This window comes from Paenibacillus litoralis (genome assembly GCF_046244365.1).
GTDB lineage: Bacteria > Bacillota > Bacilli > Paenibacillales > NBRC-103111 > Paenibacillus_V.
On sequence record NZ_CP176395.1, the window covers coordinates 3,485,031 to 3,510,350 of the forward strand.

Consider the following 25,320-nt stretch of genomic DNA (forward strand, 5'->3'; position numbering starts at 1 on the left):
TACGGCAGAGGATCCGTCGAGCGCCGGAAGGAATCCTCTGAGGCTTAGAGCTGCGCGTGCATAGAGGGGCAGCCCCGGCTGCTTTCTCGAGTAGAGAATGGAGAATCGCCCTGCTGCGGAGCAGTCCGTATGTGAGTGCGGACTTTAATCAGTGCTTGACTTTGACAGCTATATCCCCACCATTCAGCAGGTACTCCACCCATTCCACTGTATTGATCTGCCAGACGAGAATATAAAATAAGGCTTGAATCTTCACCTGCTGGAGGTTGTATCGTTTGAATTAGCAAGCAGCAAGCAGCTAGCAGCTAATTAAACGAGGAGGTTCTATTCTTATGAGATCTTTTGAGATGTTGTTTGTTATCTTCAATATTTTGATGATCGGCTGGATACTATTTGCCAAAAACAAGTCGCGACGCGGGCTGCTTATTAATTTCAGCGTTTCCGCCGTCATTATGCTGATGCATGGGGTCATCGAAGGAATGCGTTGGCAAATGATTCCGGCTTATGCGATGACGGCAGTTCCACTCCTGATCTTCGCTGTCGGATCGATGTCCAAGCCTGGGAAGCACGAGGAGCGGACGGCGAAAAAACGATCCCGTGCAAAGCTTGTTACGGTGACCGTTCTGGCGGTAATCTATTCATCCGTGGCTGTGGCGCTGCCGCTTATCCTTCCGATATTCACTTTCGAGAAGCCGACAGGCTCATACAAAATCGGCACCGTCACCTACGATTGGAAGGACGATCACAGGGAAGAAACCCTTACGCCGGATCCTGGCGATAAGCGCGAATTGATGATACAGATATGGTATCCTGCAGATTCGAAGGCTAAAGGAAAGGCGGATTCCTATCTTTCCAACTCGGATGTTTTTGCAGAGGGGTATAGTAAGGTTCTGAATTTGCCGAAGTTTTTGTTTACAACTTTCGGTTATGTCCAAACGCATGCCATCGAGAATGCAGGAATTTCCAATCGGGAACCCGCGTATCCGGTGCTCCTTTTCTCACATGGATTTAGCGGACATAAAAATCAGAACACCTTTCAGATCGAACAATTAGTCAGCCATGGATATATCGTGGTAGGCATAGATCACACTTACAGCAGTACGGCTTCCGTTTTTTCCGATGGCCGTGTAGCCAATTATGTGCCGCAAGATACCAACTCCATCGCCTACCTGGATAAAGCTAATGAAGGCTGGGTTGCGGATGCCAAGTTTGTGCTGGACCAAGTGGAGAAGCTGGCGAGGAATGATCCGGACCACCGTTTTACAGGCCGAATGGATATGAACAATGTAGGGATGTTTGGCCATTCCTTTGGCGGGGCGACTAGTGCGCAGATGCTAATGACGGATTCCAGAGTTAAGGCTGCGATCAATATGGATGGTGTATTATACGGCAAACTGCGGGTTCCGGAAGAAGGCTTGAAAAAGCCATTCATGATGATGAGCGCCGACGACACGATAAGAGAGGCAAAAAGCACGGATGATAAGGAGTTTGCCCAGTTTATAGAGGAAACTTTGCCGCGGTACAAGCATGTAGCTGTCGGAGGTAATTACTGGATGAAAATCAATAATATGAAGCACATGGACTTCTCCGACTTATATTTGTTTTCACCGCTATATGAGAAGATGGAAGGAGTCGAGATACGAAAGGCTCACCGCCTCATTAATGATTACTCGCAGGATTTCTTCGATCATTATTTAAAGCGGCAGCCATTTAAGCTACTGGAGCAAAATATTGGCGAACATCCGGCGTTTACGCTGCAAAAAGACTGATTTCACATGCGAACAGCCCGGAGGCATTAGCCTTTGGGTTGTTCACATGATTGGTTTGACATCTGTGCCAGCTTCCGCTGCAAGCTTTGAAAAAGCACGAGGTTTCCTTTCGAAAGCAAGTTGAATGGCGGACTTAGAATGGAACATAACGTATTGCAGCGTTCGAGAAGCGGTGTTCTGGTTCTCTGAGCATATTCGGCAAAGGAGCGGAGAAAAGCCTCTTTATTGAAAGCTTGCTCTGAATTCGCATACAGCATAATCATTTCCTCAACAATAGCCTGTACATACGGACTGTCGGCAGCCCGTTTTTTCTCCAAGGCTTGATTCAATCGATCATGAATATCCTCAAGTTTTCTGACCCATACGGCAGCGTTATAACGAGGCTGATGATCCGTATGAACGAAGAAAAACTCAATGTTTTTCAGATCCTTCATAAATTGGGGATCGTTCATGAGTTCCTGCAGCTCATTCCAAGCGGCTGTTTGTTTAGCCGTTGTTTTTTCTTGATTGACAATGTATTTATTGAAAAAATATAACATGGGGTCCCTCCACTCTGAAGGAATCCCGTCAAAAATACGAAAGGTCTCTACTTTCTCGGAAATGAACTGTTTACGTTTTTCGATGTTTAATGCTTTTTCATGAATGAGGTCGTACATATAGCGCAAGGAATCCCCTTGGTGCCGCTTCGCTTGACGCAAAATCGAAATCATATTTGTAAGCGCGCTAACCTGCGTCGTAAGCGACTCGATTTGCCAGTCCAGTGCTTTCTCCACCGGTAATTCCCCGGAAATGAGCTGGCTTATTTCATCAATGCCAAAATCCAGATAACGCAAGGTTGCAGTCAGCTCTAAACGCCATATATCTTCCGTCGTATATAGTCGATGTCCCCCCTCTGAATAGCTAGAGGGCTTTACTAATCCAATCTCATCGTAGTATCGGACGGTTCTGACCTTAGACCCAATCATTTTGGCTACTTCCCCGATCGAAAAGGTTCCAACTTCCGTTCTAGAATCAGAAACGTTTTGCTTCTGCAAATCCGTGTCGCTGGTTAAATGCAAACCTTTCACCTCCGATACGTCATTTTACTACCTCCAGCAACTGGAGATTCAATACCATTATACTGCGCCAAGCACACCGACTGTTCATAACCTGACGGAATCGAGCCGATCTACTTTTTGGGCGAAAACAGCTACATCCGCTCGATCTTGATCGGGTCCGGTATCTGGAGGGATAGCGGCTGGGGCACCATCATCTACTTGGCGGCAATCGCAGGCATCAATCCCGAGCTGTACGAGGCGGCCGAAATCGACGGAGCGGGAAGATTCCGGCAAGTGATGTCGATCACGCTCCCATCCATTCTTCCCACCATTACGATTTTGTTTTTGCTGCATATCGGTCGGTTCATAAGTAAAACCGATCGTTTTGCGCCAAATAGGAACAAGAAAAGATCCGGGCACGGTACTTCCGGATCTTTTCTTCGTTTCCTTTGAAGGTTATACGCACCAACGGCAGCCGCGTCACGTCCTCACCCTAGAGCGGGGAACGGTTACTCCTGTTGCTCCGATTGCTTCTGTTGCTCCGATTGCTTCTGTTGCTCCGATTGCTCCGATTGCTCCGATTGCTTCTGTTGCTCCGGTTGCTCCGGTTGCTCCGGTTGCTCTGATTGCTCCGATTGCTTCTGTTGCTCCGGTTGCTCCGGTTACTCCGATTGCTCCGATTGCTTCTGTTGCTCCGGTTACTTCGGTTGCTCCGGTTACTCCTATTGCTCCTGTTGCTTCGATCGCTTCGATTATCAAGGCTGCCTTCGGTTCCATAATCTTTAATCATATTCGAAAACCTTCTTTCTTTATTTTTTTCATAGTATGCAAGATTAATAGAGTTGTAATAGACATTCGCAATGTTTTACTAAAATCAGCGACTATTTTGTTGCCCAATATTCGTATTAGAAAAGGAACTCCGCCAACCGGCCGGACACGCAGCCCGATAAGGTAGGCGTACGTAAATAGATGCCCGCATACGCTAGTAATAAACTTAGCCATTGGAGGTCATACATGTGCCGGATGCTTTTGTAGTGCGTTCACTCAATGAGGTGCAATTCTGGTCGCGTATTATGAAGGAGCATTCGCTTTTTCTAAGGCTGGGGTTTCGTTGCGAGGATACCCAGTTAATTAACGAAGCCAACTATTTTTACCGATTGTTTGAGGGGATCGAGCAGCGGTCCCATACTTTCGGTGCCGATACGGATCCATTAGCCATCCGGCAATTCAATGTGGAGGTTCATACAGCCGTGTCTCACATATGGGTGTTCAAGAGAAAAATTCTTGGGCTCATCTTAACCTGCCAGCTTCCTGGACAAAACAACTTTCCGTTATTGGTGGATCATGTAAGCCGGGAAGCCAATTATTTTAGAAACCGGCTGGAAGAGTTAAATCAAGGCAAGCTAGAGCCCCTGCAGGATGCCATCATTGATGAAAATGTGTTTTTCTTGAAAATAATGGCTGACCATGCCAAATTTATCGGTCATCTTCTTGACCCTTCCGAACGAAAGCTTGTGGATCAAGCGCGCGACTTCAGTCACGACTTCGACCAGCTATTGTTCCAAGCGCAGGATTTGGATTCCATGCGCCCGCAATCTCAAACTCAGCCTCTCCTTACTCAGTTTCTCGATCAGAACAGGGTTTCCGTCAAATCGTTGCGCGATTTTAAGCAGGCGGCAAGGGATCTGATTATGCAATGCAAAATAAAAAGCATCATTCATCCGTTGTTGGCGGATCATGTTTTCCGGGAAGCGGAGAGATTTTTGGAGATCATCGATATGTTTGAAGGGGCGTTGACCGGCGCAGGCAAACGAACGTTTTTGTCCCATTAAGCATAGAGAATCCGACTGAACGGACTATCAAAACGAAAGGCGAATAGCGTTATAGAAAAATCCGTTCCGATAGGGAGACGGATTTTTTGGTTTGCCCGTAAAATTTCGCTTCCAAAAATGAGAATCGCATTCCCGTAATAATAAGAATTGAGTAGGCTCTGGCACTAAAATAAGTGTAGACTTAGTCTTGCATGAGCAGCTTGTTTTTGAAGGCAAAACGTACAGGTTTTCGTGCGATCGGATACGGTAGCCTCGGCAGCGAACCGCAAGCATTCGCTCCATCGCGGTTAATCATACATAACGGGCATTTTATGAAGGAGGAAACCGATGTGAAGGTGTTTCGGGCTGCCATTGTCGGCATAGGGGGATTTGGCGCTAATCACGTGAAAACTCTTGCGGAATTAGTCCAGGAGGGGCGTCTGGAGGTTACCGCTTTTGCGGAATTGAATGCCGAAGCCAACCGGGAGATGTTCGACAAATTAACCGCGATGGGCGCTTCGCACTACACGGAATACGAACGGATGCTGACCGAGCATCCGGAAATCGACTTCGTCGCGATCGCGACGCCTATTGCCGCTCACAAGCCAATGTGCATCAAGGTATTGCAAATGGGCTTTCATGTCCTGGTGGAGAAGCCGCCTGCGGTAACGATCCAAGATATCGACGACATGCTTGCGGCTCAGCGCGAAAGCGGCCGGTTATGCCAGGTGAACTTTCAGAACACGTCGGGCCGCGCGTTCCGGGAACTGCTTCAGAAGCTTAGCGACGGAGCGATAGGGAGGCTATCGCATATTGCCGGAGTAGCTACTTGGAAGAGAAACAGGGCCTATTACGACAGAACCCGCTGGGCGGGAAAGCTTACATGCGACGGACAATACGTGCTGGACGGAACGTTTAACAATCCGCTTGCCCATCTGTTGAACAACTGCCTGCTGGCTGCAAACGGCGCCGATCCGTACGGGGCTCGGCCGGAATCGGTGCAAGCCGAGCTGTACCATGTGAACGATATCGAGGGAGACGACGTTTCATGCATGCGGATCGGGATGTCGAACGACGTGACCGTACATTTTTACGCGATGCTGAGCCATGAACGCAACGAAATTCCTTACCTCTCTCTCCGCGGAACGGAGGGAGAAGCGCTCTGGACCTACGACAACGTGCTGACGATTCGCGGACGCAACGGCGAGGAAAGCTGCAACTTCGGCCCCGAACAGTTGATGCGGAACATGTACTTGAATCTGATGCAGGCGATAGAGGATGACGGTACGCCGCTTTATTCGCCGCTTGCGGCTTGCCGGAGCTTTGTGCTCGCTTCCAACGGGGCCTACGAATCATCGGGGGTCATCCGAGCCATACCGGAGCCATACATCCGCGAGCAGGAGGACGGTCAGTCAACGGTACGGTTGCTGCCGGGGCTTTCCGAGCACATAAAGGATGCAGCCGTTAAAGGACTTCTTTACTCGGAGTACCCGTTTCCTTGGGCAGTGCCGACAAGTCCGTTCCGAATGGCGGATTACCGGCATTTCGAGCTGCCTTCCGGCATGAAAGGAAAGTAGAAGGGCCGACTATTCGCTGACACCGCTCGGTCAAACGCTGATCTTCCCCTTAAAGCAGCTGACGCAGTGGTATCCTCCCCATGTCATCGTCCTTTTTCATAACGCATTCAGTAGCTGGTCCGCAGCTCCCATATCCTGCTATATCTTCGATGGTACGGAACGGGAATGTTCCCGTCAAGGTTCTATTCGGCGAGTTTAGAAATATACCTGAGCGGGCTCCCGCGTTATCGTTTCAGCCAAGTGGGATGATTCACTTGTTCTATGCGATGACGGACCTGTTCGAAGAGGGGCATGACGTTTACGAGCTGATCCGCAAGGAATTGCGGACGGTAGCTTAATAGGCAAAGGGATCGGCAAGGGCTGCGGGCACGCAGTCCTTTTTTTGATTTATCAGAAATGGTTCCCATCATAAAGAAGCAGCAGGGTGGGGCTTTTATGAGGAATGAGCGGAACGTCAGTCCCTTATTCCTTGTTTCGAGCGTGTAAATCGACGCTTAGCGGAACGAGAGTGCGTTATTTTCGGCAAAACGCCAATGAATCATTCAAAAAGAGACGATTAGCGTACTTCAGTTCCGCTTGGCTATGAAATCGAGAGGGAATGCGGCAAATAACGAATCTGCGTTCCGTCTGGACAAGGACAGCGGTGTTCATGGCAATGAATACCGGCTGGAAGACCGGTAGGGAACCAAGGCGTAACAGAAAACAGGGAAGGTGAGAAGAGGGGAGGGGTATGGGGTGGAAGAGCGGCTGGAATCCCATACCCGTCCCCTCTCCCACGCGCAGACGTAAGGCTTCGCACAAAAAGGACCGACAGGGTGAAACCTGACGGTTTTTTTTACTATTTGATAAAGATTCTCATTATTGATGGAATAAGCTATACTAGCAGTACTAGCAGATGGATGTGTCCATCACGAGAAGAAAGGAACCGAATGGAATGAAGCGGATTTTATTCATTGAAGACGAACAGCATCTAGCGCGGTTTGTCGAAATGGAGCTGCGGCGCGAGGCGTTTGCCGTAGCATTGGCCTATGACGGCGAAAGCGGCCTGCACCACGCGCTTGCCGAGGAATGGGATATTATTTTATTGGATTTGATGCTGCCGAAACTGGACGGATTGGAGGTTTGCCGCCAAATCCGATCGATCAAAAAAACGCCCATTATCATGCTTACGGCGAGGGACAGCATTATGGACCGGGTCTCCGGCTTGGATTGCGGCGCCGACGATTACATGCCGAAGCCTTTTGCAATCGAAGAGTTGATGGCCCGAATGAGGGTTATTTTTAGAAGACAAGCGGAAAATGCGGACGGCCCCATACCGCTGCTTACGTTACGAGAGCTGTCCGTTCATGTGGATTTGAGGGTCGTAAAGAAGGGGAACCGCGAGATCGAGCTGACCAAGCGAGAGTTCGATCTGCTGGCAGCGCTCATGGAAAATGCGAACCGGGTGATGAACCGGGAAACGCTGCTGGATAAAGTGTGGGGGTTCGAAGCCGCAGTCGATACGAATGTCGTGGATGTGTACGTGAGGTATTTGCGGAACAAAATAGACGGTCCGGGAAAAGACAGCTATATTCAAACGGTGCGCGGCGTCGGCTATGTGATGAAGCAATGACCGCACAATCCCTTGTTCGGAAGTTGTCGCGGATGCCCATCAGGTGGAAGCTTACCATATGGTCGGCCTTCCTGATTTTTGTGCTGTTCGTCGCTTATAATACCGTTCAATATCTATTTGTCGAGAAGTGGATGATCGGTCAGGAAAAGACGGCCGCGAAGCAAAAAATGAACGCCATTCTCAACGATTTGCTGGAGAAGGAGCCCTCCTTTTCGGAAGAAGACATGCCGCAAATTCGCAGCTATCTGGACAAAGTAAACGAGAACAATCAGCTGATCCGCATTATCGACCAGCATGGCAACAAGGTCGTCGCGGTATCGGGCAACATCCCGGAGGCGTGGATCGAACCGGCGCCCAAGTCCAAAACGGAAACCGTCATTACCTCGTATTCCGGCCATTCTTTATTGGTTATGAGAAGTCCGTTTACGATCCATCAGGTAAACGGAACGATTGAGATCGTGAAAAGCTTGGATCATTTCAAGCGGCTGACGGAGGCGATTTTAAGAGTATTTCTCTTGTTCGGCTTAGGGGCTATCGTTCTTTGCGGCTTGGGGGGCGGACTGCTCGCCTGGCAATTGCTGAAGCCGCTTCAATCAATGGCGCAGACGATCCGGAACGTTATCCGCAAGGGATTGCAGGAACGGATGCCGCACAACGGCAATGAAGATGAAATCGCTACGCTGATGAACATGTTCAACGGCATGATGGACCAAGTCGAGCGTTCCTTCCGGGAGCAGAGCCAATTTGTCGAGGATGCTTCGCATGAATTAAGGACGCCGATTGCGATCATGGACGGGCATCTGTCTTTATTGCGCCGCTGGGGTAAGCAGGATCCCGCCGTTTTGGAGGAATCGCTAAACATTTCGTATCATGAATTGACACGGCTTAAGGGGCTCGTTCAGGATCTTCTCGCTTTAACAAGAGCGGAGAAGGAAGGCTTGTCCGCAGAAAGCGGCACAGGAAACGCCGATCGGACGATTCTGGCCATGATAGAGCAAGTGGAGCTCCTTCATCCGGCGTTCCGGTTCGAAACGGGTTTCGCGGGGTTCACCGGCATGTCGGTAGCGGTTTCCAAGCAGCATTTGGAGCAAATTATACTGATCCTGTTAGACAACGCTGTAAAATATTCCGAGCCGGGCTCCCCGATTCTCGTTCAAGGCTTTATTCGCAATGACGAAGCGTTCATCGAAGTTATCGACTGCGGGATCGGCATACCCGAGAAATATTTGCCGCATGTGACGGACCGTTTCTACCGGGTGGACAAGGCAAGAAGCCGGAAGCAAGGTGGTACGGGTCTCGGGCTGGCCATTGCTAAACGTCTGGTGGAGCGCTATAACGGTCAAATGACCATTCGCAGCAAGGAATTCGTCGGAACGACCGTTACGATATCGTTTCCTAGCTGCCCCAATTCGGATGATCGGGAGGACGATTCCAATGAGAAAGCGGGTTAAAAGCGGTTCGATGCTGCTGACGATGACAGCATTGCTCTTTGCTGCCGGTTGTTCGACTGCAGACCAATCGCAGCAGGAGAACCGCCAATCCAAAGGGAAGCATCAGGTCGTCAATGTGTTCACCGCAAGGCATTATACCGTCGACAGCCAGCTATTCGAACAGTTCACGAAGCTGACGGGCGTTCAAGTAAACGAAGTTAAGGGCACGGCGGAAGAGCTGGTGGAACGCATGAAGCGGGAAGGCGATGCGCCGAACGCGGATTTATTCATAGCCGTTGACGGAGGCGCCCTGGATTACGCCAAACAAAGCGGCGTTCTTCAGCCCTTTCCGTCCGATGTCTTGAGCAGGAACGTACCGGCGGAATGGCGCGATCGGGAGAATAAATGGGTAGGTATCGCGACAAGGGCAAGGGTCATCGTATATGCCAAAGACCGGGTGAAACCGGAGGAGCTTTCGACCTACGAGGATCTGACGAGCGAGAGATGGAGAGGAAAAGTATTGGTTCGTTCCGCATCGAGTCTGTACAATCAATCGCTGCTTGCTTCCTTTATCGAACTAAACGGAGAGCCGAATGCGGAGAAGTGGACGGAAGGCATCGTCCGGAATCTTGCCCGCGAGCCGGAAGGAGGAGACCGCGCGCAGGCCAAGGCGATTGCGGAGAAGCTCGGCGACGTCGCCATTATGAATACGTACTATATCGGTCAAATGTCGGCTTCCAAAGACCCGGAGGATCTAGAGATTGCAAGCAAGCTCGGCGTCTTTTTTCCAAATCAGCTTACGACCGGGACCCATCTCAATATTAGCGGGGTCGGGTTGGCCAAGCAGGCTCCGAATAAAGACAACGCGGTTAAGCTTGCCGAATTTATGACGGGCAATGAAGGGCAAACCTTGCTGGCGCAAGGAAGCTTTGAGTTTCCGGTGAACGAGGAAGCGGACATGCCTGCGCTGCTTCAAGCTTGGCAGGGGTTCAAGCGGCAACCGATCGATGTTGCCCGTCTGGGCAGCCATCGCAAGCGCGCCGCGGAAATTTTCGAGAAAACAGGCTGGAAATAGAAGGCTGCGCCAAACGTGCAAAAAGTTTTTTTCTTTTCACATCATTTTCTCATTTTGGGTTGCTAAAATGATCAATAGGCATCGACGATAATAATGATTCTCATTTGCATCACATAAAGAAACAAGCTATTTTTTTTGAGACTTCATTGAGAATGAATATTATCATCAGCTGTAAATGTGGAGGAGGAAACAAGATGATGTACAAAAAACGCAGTTCACTCTTTTTATTGGTTTCGCTTATGCTCGTCATCGCGCTGCTTGCCGGATGCGGGTCAGGCAGCAATTCGGGGGACAACAAGACAAATGCCGCTTCACCGGGCAAGACGTCAGAGCCGGCGAAATCGGCTAGTCCCGAACCTGCCAAAACAGGCGGGGAAGTCAATATTTATACGGCTCGCCACTACGACGTAGACAAAGAGCTGTACGACATGTTCACGAAGCAGACCGGCATCAAAGTTAACGTAGTGGAAGGAAAAGCACCCGAGCTGATCGAGCGGATCAAGCGCGAGGGCGCCAGTACGCCTGCCGACTTGTTCCTTACGGTTGACGGAGGCATTCTTAACTCGGCCAAAGCGGAGAAGGTTCTGCAGCCGGTCGTATCGAGCGTTGTAGACAAACAAGTTCCGGCCGATTTGCGCGATAAGGAAAACCATTGGATCGGCTTGTCGACTCGGGCTCGCGTCATCGTGTATGCCAAAGATCGCGTTAATCCAAGCCAGCTTTCCACCTACGAGGATTTGGCTACGGACAAATGGAAGGGCAAGGTAGTCGTCCGCTCTTCGACAAACTTGTATAATCAGTCTTTGCTCGCCTCCTTCATCGCGATCAAGGGCGAGAAAGAAACCGAAGCATGGGCTGCCGGCATTGCGGCAAACTTGGCGCGCCAGCCTGAAGGCGGCGACCGGGACCAGGCGAAAGCGATCGTGGCCGGCGTAGGCGATGTTGCGATCATGAATACTTACTATGTAGGGCAGTTAACGGCTTCCAAGGATGCGGAAGAATTGAAGGTAGCCGACAAAATCGGCGTATTTTTCCCGAACCAGCAGACGACGGGGACGCACTTGAACTTGAGCGGGGCCGGATTGGTCAAGCACAGCAAAAATAAAGACAATGCCGTAAAGCTGATCGAATTTTTGACAGCGCCTGAAGCGCAGACGAAGGTTTCGGAGGCCAACTTCGAATTCCCGGTGAACAAGCAGGCCAAGCTTCCGGAATTGCTGAAAAGCTGGGGAGAGTTCAAGCACCAGAACGTCGATTTCGCGGCATACGGCGAGTTCAATCCGAAAGCGGTGGAGATCGCCAATAAAGTCGGTTGGAAATAAGCGATGAAACTGACATTGCTTCCGAGAACGATCGGAAGGCATATGAACGGATGGACGATGGCAAGCTTGATCGGGGCAGCGGCGGTTATGCTGCCCATCCTTTATGTGCTGACCGGTTTGTTCCGTCCGGCTAATGAGAATTGGGACAAGGTTAAGCAGTATTTGCTTACGGACTATATGCTGGGCTCGGCTAAGCTGGTGCTGTTTACCGGCTTTTTTGCCGCCTTCATCGGGGTCGTGCTTGCCTGGCTCGTTGTGGGGTACGCGTTTCCGTTGAGCAAATTTTTCCGGTGGGCGCTCGTATTGCCCCTTGCGGTTCCGCCCTATATCGCGGCTTATACGTATAGTGCGATGACCGGTTATACGGGTACGATACAAGCGACATTGCGCAATCGCTTTGATATCGTGCTGCCCCCGGGTACGATTGAGGTGATGTCGGCACGCGGGGCCGTATTCGTTCTGACTCTGTTTTTATTTCCGTACGTGTTCATGATTACCCGCACCTTTCTCGAGCGGCAAAGCGCCTCCTATATAGAAAACGCAAGGCTTCTGGGGCATAAGCCGCTCTCGATCTTTCTCAGAGTCGTGCTCCCGATTGCCCGGCCCGCCGTCATGGCCGGTGTCATGCTGGTGGCGTTCGAAGTGCTCAGCGATTACGGGGTATCCAATTTTTTCGGCGTGCAGACGGTATCGACCGCCATTTTCCAAACCTGGTTCGGGATGTACGACGTCCATTCGGCAATCAAGCTCGCAGCGTGGCTTATGGTTGCCGTTCTCGGCCTGTTCATGCTGGAGCGGCTGCTTCGGCGCAACCGGCAGTACGCAAGCACGACGAGTCAAAGCAGATCGCTTAAACCGCAGCGGTTGAAGGGGATAGCCGCTTGGAGCGCGACTTTGCTCTGCTCGCTTGTTTTTATTCTGGCGTTCCTTGCTCCGATCGTACAGCTGGCCGTTTGGACGGTCGAATACAACGATTCGTTTTGGCGGTCGGATTTCAAACATTTGCTGGCGAATACGGTAAAAGGAGCGGCAATCGGAACGGGCATTGTTATCGTAATTGCCGTACTTTCCGCCAGAGCGGCGCGAATGTACGCTACGCCTCTCCTGCAAGCGATGGCTCGTCTCCTGTCGGCGGGGTATGCCGTTCCCGGAGCGATTATCGCGATCGGCGTGCTGGCCGTGTTTATTGCGCTGGATCAATGGCTGGGGCCGCTATATGTTCGTCTCGGCAAAGAGGAGGGAACGCTGGTGCTCAGCTTGTCTCTCGCCATGCTGATTGCCGGTTACGTGATTCGCTTCATGGCAACGGGATATAGTGCCCTCGAGGCAGGCTACGAGAAATTGCCGCGTACGTACTCGGAGGCGTCGAGGACGCTCGGAAGAAGCGGTTTGGCGACCTTTATGAGAATCGAGCTGCCGCTCCTTAGAGGCCCGGTGCTGAGCGGATTCGTGCTGACCTTCGTGGAAATCGTCAAGGAGCTGCCGCTGACCTTGCTGCTTCGTCCGTTCAATTACGATACGTTGTCTACGCGGGCGTACCAATATGCGACGGATGAACGCATTTATGATGCTGCGCTGCCTTCGCTGCTGCTGGTTATGCTCAGTCTGGTCTCCGTACTACTCATGCTCAAGCTCGAAAGGAGATGAATTCATGGCATTCGTCGCCGTAGAAAAAGTAACGTTCCGTTTCGACAAGCGGCAGCCGGCGGTTATCGAGGAATTGTCGTTCACGATGGCCAAGGGGGAAATCGTCGGCATTTTGGGGGCGAGCGGCAGCGGCAAAAGTACGCTTCTCCGGCTGATTGCCGGACTTGAAGCGCCGGAGCGCGGCAGCATTTCCATCGACGGCCGTCCGATCGTGGACGAGCGTTCTTTTATGGAACCGGATAAGCGCGGCGTGGGCATGGTTTTTCAGGATTATGCGCTTTTTCCTCATCTGACCGTTGCCGATAATATTACGTTCGGGCTGCACAAGCTCAAGCGTGCCGCGCGCCGTTCGCGGATGGAAGAAATGCTGGGGCTGGTGCAGATGAAGGACTACGCACGCAGGTACCCGCATGAGCTGAGCGGAGGGCAGCAGCAGCGAATCGCTTTGGCTCGGGCTCTTGCTCCGCAGCCGTCCGTGCTTTTGATGGATGAGCCGTTCAGCAGCCTGGACGCCCACTTGAAGGCAGCGATCCGCAGCGAGCTTCGTCAAATATTACAGAAGGCCAAAACAACCTGCTTATTCGTTTCCCACGATCAGGCGGATATCGACGCGATCTGCGACCGTATTCTCCATGTTCAGGAAGGTCGGCCGTGAGATCGTCTGGCAAGCACATCGAAAATGCGCAAAAGTACCGGCTTCCCGCTTTTTTGGGCAGGAACCGGTACTTTTTGTGCTTCGTCTATTCCACTTCGCAAAGCGTTCCGGCGATATATCTCGTACCGTCGTCCAAGTAATAGTAGTACGTGATCAGCACGCGGCCGTCCGCCAGCTGCACCGCGCTCGTATACCCGATATCGCTGCCGAGGCCGTCCTCGCGGATGACGGATTCCGCAGCGGTGCCCAGATCGGTGCACTCGGCGTCAAGCACGAGCGCTCGAATACCGAACGGCTTGTAGCGGTAGCCGTAATTCAGCAGCACGCGGCCGTCCGCCAGCCGGAGGGCGTTGAACGGGCTCGGCGAATAGATCGGCCACCGCTTGACCGCGCTCCACGTGCGTCCGCCGTCCGTCGACTCGGACGTGAACAACGGCGCCGCGGATTGCTCTTCCCCAGGCTGCCTGTTCAGCTTCAAGCTGCGGATGAACAGCACCAGTTTGCCTGCATCGGTCTTGTACAGGGTAGGCTCATGAAAATGATACTGGCCTTCGTAGCCCGGAATGACGGCCGCGCGTTCCCAGGTATGCCCGCGATCCGCCGTTTTTCCGACCACCACGTTGAAGGTTTCGTCTTCCTGTTCGTAGAACGGCGCCAGGATGGAGCCGTCTTCCATTTCCACGCTGCTGCCGCGAAGGACGACATCGCCAAGCTCTACGAGCGCCGGCTTATCCCAAGTCAATCCCCCGTCCGCAGAACGGATCGAGTAGCAGCCCGCCATCACGCCGACCCAGCGATCCATGAGGCGGTGCCAGGTGCCGGCTTTTAGCTCTGCCGGAGCTTCTTCCTTCTCGTACACCTTCCAGGTGAAATAAGTGACGAACAAAGAGCCGTCCCGCAGCGCGTTGAGGCACGGATCCTGGACGCCATGGAAAAAATCGTCCCAGATGACGGCAGCCTTCGCGTCCCACACGATACCGTCCTGCGATCCGATCGAGACCGCCTTCGAAGACGCATCGACATGCGTAATCGCTCCGGCATATGCGGTTCGGCGGTCCGGCGCCTGACGGAAGCCGAGCCGGAACGTCCCGTCCGCCAGCGGAACGACGGTCGGGAACGTATTGTAATGCTCATCCTTATAGATTACCAAGTGCTCAATCGGTTTTACGTTGGCCATCGAATAAACCTCCTTGGGTTGTCGAGCTTGAACTCGCTCGTTTCCGAATCCGTTATCAGCCTTTCAGCGATCCGATCATGACGCCTTTGGCGAAATACTTTTGCAGGAACGGATACACGACGACGATCGGCGTAATCGCGGCGATTATGGTCGCGGCCTTGATCGACTGATTCGTCACTTCGGTCGTTACCTGAATATAGGTGCCGGAGCTGGTCGTGTCGATTTTGTCCTGCTGAAATATTTTTTGCACGAGCAATTGCAGAACGAAGTCGTTCTTCTCTCGCAAATAGATCATCGCATCGAACCATGCATTCCAATGCGCGACCCCTGACCATAACGCGATAACCGCAATGATGGGCATCGACAGCGGGAAGATGATGCGGAAAGCGACCTGTACCGGATTCGCCCCGTCGATCAGCGCCGATTCCTCCAGCTCCTTGGGAAAGCCCATCAGAAAGTTGCGCGCCAGAATGATGTACCACGCATTGGCGAGCGTCGGCAAAATAAGCGCCCACATGGAATTGAGCAGGCCGAGCTTCTTGATGTTCATATAAGAGGGAATCAGTCCGCCGCTGAAGAAGATCGTAAACAAAATAAACAATGTAATGATGTTGCGGTAAGGCAAATCCTTCCGGGACAGCGAATACGCCGCACACATGGTTACCAGAACGGTAAGGCCCGCTCCGACAACCGTCCGGAGAATCGTATTGCGGTAGGCGATGTAAATGATGTCGCTGCTGAACAACTGCTTATAGGACATCAGATTAAAGCCCTCCGCCCATAACCGCAATCCCAGCTTGTCGACGAAGGCGGGAGCGGTTAGCGAGAGCATCAGCAGGTTCCAGAACGGATACAGGAACAGAATCGACAGGACGATCATAAGGCCATAGTTGAAAATATCGAATGACTTGCCTGCCAGGCTTTTGCGTCTAAACGTAGTCACGAGTCGTCCCTCCTCACCATATCCCGTATTCGTTGAACCGCTTGACGATGTAATTCGTCCCAATGACCAGCACAAGGGCGACCACGTTTTTGAATAAGCCGACTGCTGTTGAGAAGCCGTATTTCGTATCGATCAGACCGATGCGGTATACATACGTATCGATAATGTCCGCAACGCTGTAAACAGCCGGGTTGTACAGGTTGAATATTTGGTCGAAACCCGCGTTCATGACCCCGCCGACGTTCAGAATGAAGAGCACGGTCATGACCGGGATGAGCGAGGGCAGGGTAATGTACCGCATTTGCTGAAACCGGTTCGCTCCGTCGATCGTGGCGGATTCGTATTGATCCTGGTTGATGCCGGCGATGGCGGCCAAATAAATAATGCTGCCCCAGCCGACGCTTTGCCACAGATGGCTGGCCACAAGCACCCCGACGAACGTGTCCGGATCGGCCAGAAAATGAATCGGCTTGCCGCCGAACAGGGTGATGACGAAATTGAGCGCGCCGCGGGACGGAGACAACAGCTCGATCATGATGCCCGATAAAATAACCCAAGACATGAAATGAGGCAAATAAGAAATCGTTTGCACGATTTTTTGGAATCTGCCGTTCATCAGCTCGTTAAACAGCAGGGCAAGCCCGATCGGAGCGGGAAAGCCGAACAATATGTGCAAGCCGCTGATGACAAGCGTGTTGCGCAGAATGCGCCAGAAAAAAATATCGTCGAACAGCTGATTGAAATTTTCCATGCCGATCCATGGGCTTCCGATAATGCCGTCGATAAAGCGGTAATTTTTGAACGCCATGATGACGCCGTACATCGGAATGTAGTTAAAGATCAGAAAGCAGATGAGCGCCGGAGCCAACATGACATAATAAAATCCGTATTTCCGCCATCTGCCGCCGGACGCTTTGGGGGACAGGGGGGCCGATAAGCCGGCCGTTATGTCGCTCATGCCGATAGCCTCCTTTCCAGGGAACATGCATACTGTATAGGATTCTTTCCTTGCTGAGGTGACGCATGGCGGAATTAACGCGGAAGGCGCGGGCATCCGCCATACGATCCTGTTCTTGAGCCGGTTACTTCTTGTTCGCCTCATCGTACAGCTTCTGATAATTGTCCAGAATAGCCTGACCGCCGGCGTCGAGATATTTTTTCTTGAACGCGTCCCATTCCTTGTCGATGTCAAGCTTGCCGACGGTTGCGTTCGTTTCGAATTCCGTGACGACCGTTGTGACGGCCGTGCCGTTTTTCAAAAGCGCTTCGTTCGTGGAATTGATCGTAAAATTGATGTCGTTGTATTTTTTCGGGCTGCTCATCGCAACATCATAGGCGGGCAGATCGATTTTGAGCACGTTGTTCTTTTTGAAGAAGTCCCAGTTGTCCGGACGCAAGGCGAAATATTGGCCGATGCCTTCCTGGGTAATTTTATCGATGGACAAATAGTCCGGGGTAATTTGGATGACGCCGTCTTTGTCCTTCATATACCCTTTGCCTTCCTCGCCGAAATAAGCTCGGATGTAGTAATGATCGTCGGCGGACATGAAATTCTTGATCGCCATGATGCGCTCCATTTTCTCGTCGCTCGTTTTGCTGCCGAAGAAGAAGCCGCGCTGCATCGCCGGATAGGCGGTTCCGCCCGCTCCTTTATCTCCGCCCGGTCCCGCAAACGGTTTCAAAAATTCGATTTTGGCGTCCGGTTTCTTGTCTGTCAGCATTTTCGTCACATTGCCCGCTGTAGTCGACGCGTACCACCAAGGATGATCGGCGAGAACGCCGAATTTGCCGTCCGCCCATTTGGCGCGCTGCTGCGGCCGCTGATCCGTAATCGATTCGGGATCGATCAAGCCTTCTTTGTACCAAGCCTGCATCGTTTTTAAATATTGCTTATAGCCGTCCGTCAGCACACTGGAGAACACTTTGCCGCTGCTATCGGCGTAGAAGGCGCTGCCGGAGCCGAGGCCGAACGCGCCGCGCAAATACAGCTGAAGACCGTGGCCGCCGAACGTATCGTTTTTGCCGTTTTTGTCCGGATCGTTGAACGTGAACCGCTTGAGCATTTCATGGTATTCCTCAAGCGTTTCCGGCAACTTGGCGAGCCCGACATTGTCCAGCCAGTCCTTGCGGACGCCCATGACCCAAGGCTGAAGCGCCGAATAATTGATAAACGGAACCGCATACAGCTTTCCTTTGAACTTCATAGAAGAGGCGACGATTTTGGGATCGACCATGCTTTCGATGCTCTTCATCCATTCGGGCATGAGCTTGCGCAGCTTATCCTCCGGAACCTCCCGCACCAAGCCCTGCTCCATCAAGAAGGTGGAATCGACGTTGATCCGGATATGATCGGCGGTCTTGCCGTCGGCGAAGTACAGGTTGACCTGTTCTTTGTTGTGAACGTCGAGCGGTACCATCGTGAGCGTGACGTTGAACTTTTCTTCGATCAGCTTCTTTACCGGATTGTTGACCGAGTCGTTGATTTTGCCGATCTGATTGTGGCCGATCCATAAAAGATCCAGATGCTTGGCGTACGGTCCCGATGAAGCCGATGGCGCGGTGCCGGCCTTCGTTCCGTCGTCTTCTTTACCGCCCCCGCTGCAGCCGCTGAGCACGGACGCCGCTATCGAAGCGCCTGCGATCCATTTCCCCGCTTTCTTCCAACCTTCCCCCTTGCGCTGCTCCAAACGAATCACTCCTTGTCGTTTATAGGCCTTGCAGCTTTATCATAATAGGATCGCCGGCCCGTTTCACATGCCCGGATCATGACCTGAATCGCCCATTTGATGACAATGTCATCAAAACGTAATGACGGGAAACGGCGATAAGAGCGCAGCCCGATTCGGGAAAAAAAGAGGACAGCGACTGCTGTCCCCGCGGAGCCCGGTATCAAAAATGCTGCTTGCGAAACTCGCCCGGCGTTATCCCCGTCATGTCTTTAAAGAGTTTAATGAAGTGATTTACTTTGGCGTAGCCGAGCTGTTCGCTGATATCCTGCACCTTCAGCTCGGTCTGCAGGAGCAGCTCCTTGCTGCGGCGGAGACGTGCTTGTATCACATAGTCGGTGAACGTTACGCCCGTATATTCCTTAAAGATGCGGCTGAGATAGGCCGGATTCAAGTTCAGCTTCTCCGCGATCGACGTAAGCGAAACCGTACTGGCCGACTCGGATTGAATTAGCCGCTTGGCATGCTCGACATGCGTGTTTTTCTTCTCGCGGAACGCCTGGCCGATATACGCCGCCGTTGCGCTGATCAAGCTTTCGAACCAGGCGGTCATGCTCCGCCAATCGTCCTTTTGCAAAAAGACGGCCAATAGATGGGAGCGCTCACCCGGCACGATTTCGCGCATGTCGAGATGCAAATCGCGCACGGTTTCGATCAATTTGACGAGCAGCAGCAAGAAGGTTTGCTGTACATGGGGAAATGCGACCTTCCCCGCTTTGTCCCGCATATCCCGCACCATTTCGGCAAACACCGCGAGCGCCTGGTCCTTGTCGCCGTTCTTGAGACAGACGATGAACGTCGACTCCCTATCTTTCGGGTATGGAAGCGGCTCGTGAGCGTGCAGCCTGACATCCTCGATATAGACGATGTCGCTATCCGCCGTCATCCCGCGGTATTGCAGCGCTTCTTCGGCCTCCTGATAGGCTTGCGGCAGATCGCCGATCGTCCTGCCGTACGTGCCGATGCCGATCGTGCAGGGCATCCCGTGACGCTCGGCTATCGAATCTTTAATGGCTTCGGCGATGGAGAACACGGCGGACATTTCATGCTCCGCGCAATTGACCAGCACCAGATAGACATCGTCCTCCATCTCGAGCACCCAATGCGCGAACTCTTCATCGACCGCCGAGTCAATCGAATGGGTAACGAGCAGCTGTTCGATTTGCTCGCTCTCGATGCTCGCGGCGGCGCGCCCGCCGTTGTCGACGGACACCAGCATCGGGACGATGCCGTGCGTCTTTAAGCCGATACCCAGATAGTCAAAGCGCTCCTCGACGGCTTTCGGCTGCAGCCCATGCTTCTTCAGCAGCGAACGCAGGAACTTCTCCTGATAGGCAGGCAAGCTTTCCCGCAGCCGGAGCCGCAATCGTCTCTCCGTTGCGTACGCATCGGCCAGCCCGTCGCTGATCACGCGGAATTCTCCGCGCGGCCTTCTGCCCTCCAGTCCGCGGCTAACGCCCTGACTGCCGTCTTTGACGAATTGGAGCAGATGATTGACGGGTCTGTAAATGCGGCGGCTCGTCACCACTGCCAGAATGGCCGTCGCTACGGTCAGCAGGATGGATACGGTGTAGAACAGATTGCGAATATTGGAGACGTTGCGGTAGAGCGTGTGCAGGTTCGTGACGTTGGCGATATCCCAGCCGAGCACTTCGGAATTCCGCCAGGAGACGAGCTGTCTCTCGGCCACGACCTTGTGCGATTTCAAGCTGCCGCCGCCTGCTTCATCCTGCGAAGCGAGTATTGACTGAACGAAGGTAAGGCCGTCCGCCTTGGAAGCGTCATTGTCATAAAGCAGGGGCTCTCCTTCGCGCGAAAACACCATCACCGAGGTGCCGTGCTCGACGCCGAGCCTGCTGATGAGATTCGTATAGAAGGCGTTCGCATCCAGATTGATGACGATCGTATAGTTCGACGCCAGCGGCCGAAAGACTACCGGAACGACCCGTTTGAGCGTGCCGTCCTCCTGCATGGCGCTGCGCACGTTGAGGATAAGCGGGTAGCCGAGAGCGGACGGCTTCAAGCTTTTGTCCCAGTCCGAGTCGTAAAACTTATCGATTTCATACTGCAAATACCCGGACGTCAGGACGATCCCCCGGGCCGGATTGATGTAATACACCGAACAAATGAACTCGTTCAGCTTCAGCAAATCGTTCATGCTGCGCAGCACTTTGGCCTTGCTTGCCATATACTCCAGCAGCTGCTCTCTGTTAGACGACGTATGCCAGGCGCCAATCTCCTCGAAATAGTTGCCGAGCGGGAACATATCGAACTCGGTTAACGTGTTGTTCGTGACGAATTGGCGAAAGCCGTTGCCGATTTGTTTGACGACCAGCTCCATGGCGTTCACCGTCTGGTTCAAATACAGCTCATTCGCTTGCTCGATATCGTGCCGCATCGAATTTTGCACGTTATGGTAGAAGAAGAAGCCGAGGACGCCGATCGGGACTAGACAAATCAGCAGTGTAAATGTAAGAAGTCGCATGAAAAAATGCTTGTGTCTTGTAAACGACCTCACCCTGTGAAGCAAGAAGACCCCCCCTTAGGATAAAAGTGTTGTGCAGACTTCTTCTCTTTTTGTAAGCGCTTTCTAAACAATGGAGAAGATTGCGACATTTTTATTATAGCGGTTTGGCGGTGCTTGAAGAAATGCCGTTTTCATTACTTTTATGTCCGAATTCATGACTTCATCGATTTCGGGGCTTTAACTGCGGGGAGAAGCAAGAAGCGGCAGCAGGACAGTTTGCCGCATAGCACCTACAGAAATCGCCTCTTTTATAGTTCATTTCGTCAGCTTGTGGTAAAATTTGTTTGATTGCTTCAGGAAATCATGTAAATCTAATCGTGATTCCGGCTCTTCTGCTGCTTGTCTTTTTCAAAATGATGCCGCAGAAAATGCGAAGAGGCGAGCCTTGAGCGGGGGCTCGCTTCATTATGCTTTGGAGGCGCTAGTCGTCTTGCATGCCCAAACTCCAATCGATCCCGCTCCATTCGTCATAGGAGGTGTGGAGCTTATCGCCGTCCAAGCCGGTATCGACGGTTGGCCTAGCGCGTAACTTGACCTGGGTTTTTGGCGTTTTTTTGATGCCGGCGTCTCGGATGTCATGCCCTGCGACCGTGCCCATATGTTCGGCTTGCTTTCCCTCTACTGCGGTTTTACGGATGGGGATGAGGGGCGCATAATAAGGCTTCGATTTCAGGTGTCCGCTGACAACCGGCTTCCAGATTTTCATACGGCGTCCTCCTAGTACAAACTTTAATAGCGTATTCGCCGCTGGCACAAGAGGATACCGTTCGTTATAAAAATGGATGATGGCCTACCGGATCTTATTCATTCTGTGTGAACCGGGATTAGAAGATAGAACAATGACCCGAGGTGAAATCATGTGACGACACAATCCGCACGCCGAATCAAACGGACGGAGCTGCTGCTCATTACCGCCGTTGCGCTCGGTACGCTGCTCAATCCGCTTAATACGACCATGATTTCCGTAGCGTTAACCCGGCTGCAAGAGGATTTTCAGCTAACTTTCGCCGATGTATCTTGGCTTATCTCGACGTATTACCTCGCCAGCGCCATCGGCCAGCCGGTCATGGGCAAATGGAGCGACTTGTTCGGCCGCAAAAGAGTGTTTATGCTGGGACTCGTTCTGGTTACGCTTGCTTCTTGCCTTGCTCCCTTATCGCCAAGCTTCGGCTGGCTGATCGGATTCCGGATGATACAGGCGATCGGGAGCTCGGCGCTGTTCCCGGCCGGCATGGGGATGATCCGCAGTCAAATCACCTCCAACCAGGCGAGGGCGCTCGGCATTTTATCGGTCTTCTCCAGCACCTCGGCCGCATTCGGTCCTACGCTCGGCGGGTTTCTGCTTCATTACGGGGATTGGCCGCTTATTTTTTTGTTCAACTTCCCGTTCATCGCCGGTTCCTTTCTATTGGCCTGGCGAGTATTCCCGCGCGATCCGAAACGAAGCGGAAGCTTGAAGGACATGGATTGGACGGGCGTCGTTTTGTTCTCCGCGGCGATCTTTATGTGGCTGCTGTTTTTGCTTTCCCTGAAGAACGGCATCAGTCTGTGGGAGCTGGCGGCCGCCGCCATTTTGTCCGTTTGGCTGTACCGGTACGAGCTCGGGAAAACCAAACCGTTCATCGACGTCGCTTTTTTGCGCAAAAATGGGAATGTGACGCTGATCTATTTGCAGTTCATTCTGATGAATCTGGTCTTCTATTCGATCATGTTCGGCATGCCGTCTTATTTGCAGCAGGTGAGTCAAATGAATGCCGAGCAGACCGGCATCGTTATGCTTTCGATCGCAGGCTTCAGCGTCGTCATTACGCCGCTTGCCAGCCGCTGGATCGACCGGAGCGGTCCTAAACCGGCTTTGCTGCTTGGCACGACGACCGTCGTTGGCGGAACGCTGCTGCTTCTCCTCATCCAGGGACAGACGAGCGCGGCCGTCCTATTTCTCATCCTCTCGGTATCCGGCATCAGCTACGGGTTCAACAATTTGGGGATGCAGACGGCCTTGTACGATTACGTCGCCAAGGAAGAGACCGGCCTGGCGTCCGGCTTATTCATGACCTCCCGCTTTTTCGGGACGATCTTATCGTCCAGCTTGCTCACGATGCTGTTCGGCCGGAATATCACGACGGCGCATCTCCATAGCATGGCATGGGTTTGTGCGGCCATCGGCGTTGTGATCCTGCTTCTGACCTTGCGGCTGCCCCAAAAGCAGCGGGCTCTTGCTTCACAAGGGGAGTGAAGGCAGCCTCTACTCGCTATAAACAGGGTTCTGCACCGGGCAGGCCCTGTTTTTGTTTATTCCGATGCCGAACGCCTATATTGATCGAATGCTCTCCAACGCATGCGAATATACATAACAGGTCCAGATTAACCGGACGGCTTCGGAATGTCCGATGAAACGGAGGGATGCACATGGGGAGCAAATCCGCATTTTTGTTTTCATTAAGAGCTTTTATAGACGAAATCGGGGAGTTGGCTCCGCTCGCCAAAGATCATACCTCAAGCTGCGAGCGGCTATCGAACCGATTGGATGAGCTTTGCCGGTTTATGCTCGCCGAGGATAACGAGAGGCTGTGGCGTCAGTGGGGGAGTCATGCCGACATTGCCGCTTGCTGCGCGGAGTTAAGGGGGACGGCCGTCCATGCGCTTAGCGAGCTCGAGAAGGCTCAGGCTGCCCGTACATATGACCGGAAGGTGAATATCAGCGCGTACACGAGCATTCTCTCGGATTCCGCGAAGGAGGAGCTGCGGAGCGTGAAAATCGGCCGCACGTCGAAGGTGCTGTTTATCGGAGCGGGCGCCTTCCCTTTATCGGCCATGACCATTGCGAAAGAAACGGACGCCGAGGTGCTTTGTGCGGACATCGACGCCGAAGCGGTTTTACTGGGAAGCAGAGTCATAGAAGCCGCCGGGCTCCATACGAAGATTCATTATTCAGAAACGCCGTTCCGGGAGACGGCATTTCTGAAAGAAGCAACGCATTGCATCGTAGCCTCTCTCGTTCCGCACAAATCCGAAGTCCTGGCAGAGTGGAAGCCGTTTCTAAACAGCTCTTCCAGAGTCGTGCTTCGATACGGCAACGGCTTGAAATCGATTTTTAACTATCCGCTGGAGGGCAGCTTCTCGAATGATTGGCTGTTGACGCCGTTTACGCGAAGCAAGAGCATGTACGACATTCTCATGCTGGTGTCCAAAGAAAGCGTCATGACGGGTGCCTAAAGCGTATCGAATCGATACGACCGCTACGCCGTGAAAAGGATTTCCATTTGAATAAGAACGGAAGAAACCTCCAAGGCCACCGTATCGTAGAGTGGTTTTGGAGGTTTTTGTGTGTGCGATAGCGGATGCTAGTTCCCTTTCCCGGTTCGTTGCTTCAAGAGCCTTAGCTTGAGAATTTCATTTTATTGGGAATGGCCCGCTTCACGAATTGCTCAGCGGATGGTGACACTTCAGCGTTTCCCCGGTAAAGTTAGAGTTGCTTAAGCAGCCATAACCAGTTTCGGTCGTCCGTCCATCATAAAAATAATCGGAGGTCATGACAAGATGATAACGAAACGTATCTATATGTTGATTGCCGTATTCTGCATGCTGCCGCTGGCGGCTTGTACGAACGGATCGGACAAGCCGAGCGCTTCGGAAGAGGTTCAAGTCGAGATCCGAACGGTTCAGAACCCCATCCAATCGGAACGCGCCACCCTTATCGAAGCGCATGTAACACAGGGAAATGCGCCCGTCCAGGACGCGCGCGAGGTCAAGTTCGAAATATGGAAAGAAGACCAGCAGAAGCATGAGCAGATCGTTGCGACGCATTGGCAGAACGGGGTTTACCGAATCAAAAAAATGTTTCCTAATGACGGAAATTATCAGGTGATCGCTCATGTTACGGCAGGAGACGCACAGGTAAAGCCTCAAAAGGAGCTGGTCGTCGGGAACGTTCCGGCGAAATAGCTGCGATCTTCGAAAGAAAGCGGTACCGATTCTATAAGAAGCATGAGGCGCTTGCCAGTTGCAATGC

The 25,320-nt window shown here is 52.4% G+C and carries 20 protein-coding genes and 1 pseudogene; 14 read left to right on the forward strand and 7 right to left on the reverse strand.

Going from position 1 to position 25,320, the window contains the following annotated elements:
* The first annotated feature begins 332 nt into the window (after positions 1 to 332).
* Positions 333 to 1,769: an alpha/beta hydrolase family protein gene (locus ACKGJP_RS13955; protein ID WP_409346234.1), complete on the forward strand. Its 1,437-nt coding sequence runs from the start codon at positions 333 to 335 to the stop codon at positions 1,767 to 1,769.
* Between the two features lie 26 nt (positions 1,770 to 1,795).
* Here ACKGJP_RS13955 and ACKGJP_RS13960 read toward each other — a convergent pair whose 3' ends face one another.
* Complete coding sequence (locus tag ACKGJP_RS13960; RefSeq protein ID WP_409346235.1) at positions 1,796 to 2,827, reverse strand: MerR family transcriptional regulator; 1,032 nt, start codon at positions 2,825 to 2,827, stop codon at positions 1,796 to 1,798.
* Between the two features lie 96 nt (positions 2,828 to 2,923).
* On the opposite strand from ACKGJP_RS13960, the pseudogene ACKGJP_RS13965 reads away from it, so the two are divergent.
* From ACKGJP_RS13965 to ACKGJP_RS14010, 10 genes and pseudogenes are all read left to right on the forward strand, one after another.
* A pseudogene (locus ACKGJP_RS13965) lies at positions 2,924 to 3,175 on the forward strand (ABC transporter permease subunit); the annotation flags it as partial.
* Between the two features lie 16 nt (positions 3,176 to 3,191).
* Complete coding sequence (locus ACKGJP_RS13970) at positions 3,192 to 3,761, forward strand: hypothetical protein (protein WP_409346236.1); 570 nt, start codon at positions 3,192 to 3,194, stop codon at positions 3,759 to 3,761.
* A gap of 61 nt (positions 3,762 to 3,822) precedes the next feature.
* Positions 3,823 to 4,638, forward strand: a complete 816-nt coding sequence (locus tag ACKGJP_RS13975) for a DUF2935 domain-containing protein (protein ID WP_409346237.1) — start codon at positions 3,823 to 3,825, stop codon at positions 4,636 to 4,638.
* A gap of 329 nt (positions 4,639 to 4,967) precedes the next feature.
* Positions 4,968 to 6,194 (forward strand): Gfo/Idh/MocA family protein, encoded by a 1,227-nt coding sequence (locus ACKGJP_RS13980; RefSeq protein ID WP_409346238.1) that lies wholly within the window; start codon positions 4,968 to 4,970, stop codon positions 6,192 to 6,194.
* Positions 6,195 to 7,128: 934 nt separating this feature from the next.
* Positions 7,129 to 7,806 (forward strand): response regulator transcription factor, encoded by a 678-nt coding sequence (locus tag ACKGJP_RS13985; protein ID WP_409346239.1) that lies wholly within the window; start codon positions 7,129 to 7,131, stop codon positions 7,804 to 7,806.
* A 32-nt stretch (positions 7,807 to 7,838) separates the two neighbouring features.
* Positions 7,839 to 9,257, forward strand: coding sequence for an ATP-binding protein (locus ACKGJP_RS13990; RefSeq protein WP_409346240.1), 1,419 nt, complete (start codon positions 7,839 to 7,841; stop codon positions 9,255 to 9,257).
* Positions 9,241 to 10,311 carry a Fe(3+) ABC transporter substrate-binding protein gene (locus tag ACKGJP_RS13995; RefSeq protein WP_409346241.1) on the forward strand — a complete coding sequence of 357 codons (1,071 nt, stop codon included), beginning with the start codon at positions 9,241 to 9,243 and terminating at the stop codon, positions 10,309 to 10,311. The genes ACKGJP_RS13990 and ACKGJP_RS13995 overlap by 17 nt, the downstream gene beginning before the upstream one ends.
* 197 nt (positions 10,312 to 10,508) lie before the next feature.
* Entirely contained in the window at positions 10,509 to 11,633 is a 1,125-nt protein-coding gene (locus ACKGJP_RS14000) for a Fe(3+) ABC transporter substrate-binding protein (RefSeq protein WP_409347158.1), read from the forward strand.
* Between the two features lie 3 nt (positions 11,634 to 11,636).
* Positions 11,637 to 13,280, forward strand: coding sequence for an ABC transporter permease (locus ACKGJP_RS14005; protein WP_409346242.1), 1,644 nt, complete (start codon positions 11,637 to 11,639; stop codon positions 13,278 to 13,280).
* Positions 13,281 to 13,284: 4 nt separating this feature from the next.
* Positions 13,285 to 13,935 (forward strand): ABC transporter ATP-binding protein, encoded by a 651-nt coding sequence (locus ACKGJP_RS14010; RefSeq protein WP_409346243.1) that lies wholly within the window; start codon positions 13,285 to 13,287, stop codon positions 13,933 to 13,935.
* Positions 13,936 to 14,020: 85 nt separating this feature from the next.
* Here ACKGJP_RS14010 and ACKGJP_RS14015 read toward each other — a convergent pair whose 3' ends face one another.
* The 6 genes from ACKGJP_RS14015 to ACKGJP_RS14040 all read right to left on the reverse strand — a co-directional run bounded on the left by ACKGJP_RS14015 (position 14,021) and on the right by ACKGJP_RS14040 (position 22,014).
* Positions 14,021 to 15,112 (reverse strand): exo-alpha-sialidase, encoded by a 1,092-nt coding sequence (locus tag ACKGJP_RS14015; RefSeq protein ID WP_409346244.1) that lies wholly within the window; start codon positions 15,110 to 15,112, stop codon positions 14,021 to 14,023.
* Between the two features lie 55 nt (positions 15,113 to 15,167).
* Positions 15,168 to 16,055 carry a carbohydrate ABC transporter permease gene (locus ACKGJP_RS14020; RefSeq protein ID WP_409346245.1) on the reverse strand — a complete coding sequence of 296 codons (888 nt, stop codon included), beginning with the start codon at positions 16,053 to 16,055 and terminating at the stop codon, positions 15,168 to 15,170.
* Between the two features lie 13 nt (positions 16,056 to 16,068).
* Positions 16,069 to 17,013: an ABC transporter permease gene (locus ACKGJP_RS14025; RefSeq protein WP_409346246.1), complete on the reverse strand. Its 945-nt coding sequence runs from the start codon at positions 17,011 to 17,013 to the stop codon at positions 16,069 to 16,071.
* 124 nt (positions 17,014 to 17,137) lie between these two features.
* Positions 17,138 to 18,742, reverse strand: coding sequence for a DUF3502 domain-containing protein (locus ACKGJP_RS14030; protein WP_409346247.1), 1,605 nt, complete (start codon positions 18,740 to 18,742; stop codon positions 17,138 to 17,140).
* A gap of 202 nt (positions 18,743 to 18,944) precedes the next feature.
* Positions 18,945 to 21,311: a helix-turn-helix domain-containing protein gene (locus ACKGJP_RS14035; protein WP_409346248.1), complete on the reverse strand. Its 2,367-nt coding sequence runs from the start codon at positions 21,309 to 21,311 to the stop codon at positions 18,945 to 18,947.
* Positions 21,312 to 21,729: 418 nt separating this feature from the next.
* The gene (locus ACKGJP_RS14040; RefSeq protein ID WP_409346249.1) at positions 21,730 to 22,014 is read right to left on the reverse strand and encodes a hypothetical protein; all 285 of its coding nucleotides are present in this window, start codon (positions 22,012 to 22,014) and stop codon (positions 21,730 to 21,732) included.
* 153 nt (positions 22,015 to 22,167) lie between these two features.
* Here ACKGJP_RS14040 and ACKGJP_RS14045 point away from each other — a divergent pair, with 153 nt between their 5' ends.
* From ACKGJP_RS14045 to ACKGJP_RS14055, 3 genes are all read left to right on the forward strand, one after another.
* Positions 22,168 to 23,544, forward strand: a complete 1,377-nt coding sequence (locus ACKGJP_RS14045; protein ID WP_409346250.1) for an MFS transporter — start codon at positions 22,168 to 22,170, stop codon at positions 23,542 to 23,544.
* A 173-nt stretch (positions 23,545 to 23,717) separates the two neighbouring features.
* Positions 23,718 to 24,524, forward strand: coding sequence for a hypothetical protein (locus tag ACKGJP_RS14050; protein ID WP_409346251.1), 807 nt, complete (start codon positions 23,718 to 23,720; stop codon positions 24,522 to 24,524).
* A 324-nt stretch (positions 24,525 to 24,848) separates the two neighbouring features.
* A complete protein-coding gene (locus ACKGJP_RS14055) occupies positions 24,849 to 25,253 on the forward strand; it encodes a FixH family protein (protein ID WP_409346252.1) in 405 nt (134 codons plus the stop codon).
* Positions 25,254 to 25,320: the final 67 nt, after the last annotated feature.

Coding starts and splice junctions, on each gene's coding strand:
- ACKGJP_RS13955 (WP_409346234.1), top strand. CDS start 333: ATGAGATCTTTTGAGATGTTGTTTGTTATCTTCAATATTTTGATGATC.
- ACKGJP_RS13985 (WP_409346239.1), top strand. CDS start 7,129: ATGAAGCGGATTTTATTCATTGAAGACGAACAGCATCTAGCGCGGTTT.
- ACKGJP_RS13990 (WP_409346240.1), top strand. CDS start 7,839: ATGCCCATCAGGTGGAAGCTTACCATATGGTCGGCCTTCCTGATTTTT.
- ACKGJP_RS13995 (WP_409346241.1), top strand. CDS start 9,241: ATGAGAAAGCGGGTTAAAAGCGGTTCGATGCTGCTGACGATGACAGCA.
- ACKGJP_RS14000 (WP_409347158.1), top strand. CDS start 10,509: ATGTACAAAAAACGCAGTTCACTCTTTTTATTGGTTTCGCTTATGCTC.
- ACKGJP_RS14005 (WP_409346242.1), top strand. CDS start 11,637: ATGAAACTGACATTGCTTCCGAGAACGATCGGAAGGCATATGAACGGA.
- ACKGJP_RS14010 (WP_409346243.1), top strand. CDS start 13,285: ATGGCATTCGTCGCCGTAGAAAAAGTAACGTTCCGTTTCGACAAGCGG.
- ACKGJP_RS14015 (WP_409346244.1), bottom strand. CDS start 15,112: ATGGCCAACGTAAAACCGATTGAGCACTTGGTAATCTATAAGGATGAG.
- ACKGJP_RS14025 (WP_409346246.1), bottom strand. CDS start 17,013: ATGAGCGACATAACGGCCGGCTTATCGGCCCCCCTGTCCCCCAAAGCG.
- ACKGJP_RS14040 (WP_409346249.1), bottom strand. CDS start 22,014: ATGAAAATCTGGAAGCCGGTTGTCAGCGGACACCTGAAATCGAAGCCT.
- ACKGJP_RS14050 (WP_409346251.1), top strand. CDS start 23,718: ATGGGGAGCAAATCCGCATTTTTGTTTTCATTAAGAGCTTTTATAGAC.
- ACKGJP_RS14055 (WP_409346252.1), top strand. CDS start 24,849: ATGATAACGAAACGTATCTATATGTTGATTGCCGTATTCTGCATGCTG.